General features: G+C 75.4%; 1 protein-coding gene and 1 pseudogene. Both read right to left on the minus strand.

Annotated elements, in window-relative coordinates:
- Positions 1-1608 (minus strand): phosphoenolpyruvate--protein phosphotransferase (locus SACPADRAFT_RS0207075; RefSeq protein WP_007027486.1); only part of this gene is annotated, 1608 nt, incomplete at its 3' end.
- Between the two features lie 11 nt (positions 1609-1619).
- A pseudogene (locus SACPADRAFT_RS33760) lies at positions 1620-1810 on the minus strand (hypothetical protein); the annotation flags it as partial.

Genomic DNA, 1810 nt, shown 5'->3' on the forward strand with positions numbered 1-1810 from the left:
CGCCCGCGCGGTCGGCGCGTCGAGTGCGGCACGGACGCTGCCTGCGCAGTCCGCCCACGACACCCCCGCCAGGCTCGCCCCCACCGCACGCACCGACCCGGCGTTGACCGACAGACTCGTGGCGCCGAGGCCGACCAGCACCCGTGCGAGCTGTGGATCGGCCGCCGCCTCACCGCAGACCCCCATCGGCTTGCCCTTCCCGGTCGCGGCGGCCCCGACCGTCGACAGCAGCCGCAGCAACGCGGGCTGCCACGGGTCGTTCAGCGTGGCCACCGCACCGAGCTGCCGGTCCGCGGCGAAGGTGTACTGGGCGAGGTCGTTCGTCCCCACCGAGACGAAGTCCACCGCGTCCAGGACCTCGTGTGCGGTGAGCGCAGCCGAGGGAACCTCGATCATGACGCCCGCCCGGGGGATGCCCGCGGCGTGCGCCCGGTCGGTGAACCACGCGGCCTCCTCGGCGGTGGCCACCATCGGGGCCATCACCGAGACCTCGGCGCCGGAGTCGGCCGCCGCCGCGACGATCGCCTCGAACTGCCGGTCGAGCACGTCGGGCCGGTCGAAGGCCACCCGGATCCCGCGCACGCCGAGCGCCGGGTTCGGTTCGCTCTCCGGGGAGAGGAACACCATCGGCTTGTCGGCCCCGGCGTCGAGTGTGCGCACGACGACCGGTCGGCCCGCGAACGGGGCGAGCACACCGGCGTAGGCGGCACGCTGGTCGGCCACCGACGGTTCGTCGTCGGTGTCCAGGTAGCAGAACTCGGTGCGGAACAGCCCGATCCCTTCGGCGCCCGCCTCGGCCGCCGTGCGCGCGTCGGCCGGAGCACCGACGTTCGCCAGCACCCCCACGGGCCGGCCGTCGGCGGTGGCTCCGGTGCCGTTCCACTCCGCGGGCCCCGAGCTCGCCGCCGCGACCGGCGGCGCGTCCGGGTCGACCGCCCGCACGGACCCGGCGTCCCCGTCCACGGCCACGGCGGTGGCCTCGAACGCCAGCGCACCCCGCACCGCGACCACCGCCGGGATTCCGAGCGAGCGGGCGAGGATCGCGGTGTGACTCGTGGGGCCGCCTTCCTCGGTCACCAGCGCGAGCACCGTGTCCGGGTCGAGTGCCGCGGTGTCGGCCGGGGCCAGGTCGCGGGCGATGAGCACGCTCGGCTCCGTGAGAACCGGAACGCCCGGTGGGGCGATCCCGAGCAGTTCGGCGATGATGCGGTCCCGCACGTCCTCGACGTCGCGGACGCGCTCGGCCATGTACCCGCCCGCCGAGGTCAGGGCGTGCGCGAAGTTGTTCGCCGCCTCGTACACCGCCCGGGCCGCGGGGATCCGCTGGGCGGTGACGAGCTGTTCGGCCTGACTCACCAGTGCCGGGTCGGCGGCCATCGCCGCGGTCGTGGTCAGAATCGTCGCCGCGTCCCCGCTCGCCGTCGCGGCGGTCGCCTCGATCCGGGCCGCCACGGTCTGTGCGGCGGGCGCGACCCTGGCCGCCTCGGCGTGCGGGTCCTCGGGGGACGGGGTGGTCGCGGGTTCACTGATCGACTCGGTGACCTTCACGGCGGGGCCACTCGCACGGCCGGGACTGACTCCGACCCCGGGGAGCTGTGCTTGCGACATGTCGGACCAGCCTAGTTCGCCGACGACAGTTCGGAGAGGGTGGGATACGAGGGCTGCGCGCCCGCACGGGTGACGGATACCCCGGCGACCCGCACCGCCACGTCGACGGCGTCGCGCAGCCGCTCCGGGTCGGACGGGACATCCGGGTCGGACGCACCGGCCTCCGGCGAAGCGCCCCGCGCGAGCGCGGTGGCGAGCGCAC

Source organism: Saccharomonospora iraqiensis subsp. paurometabolica YIM 90007, from assembly GCF_000231035.2.
Lineage (GTDB): Bacteria > Actinomycetota > Actinomycetes > Mycobacteriales > Pseudonocardiaceae > Saccharomonospora > Saccharomonospora paurometabolica.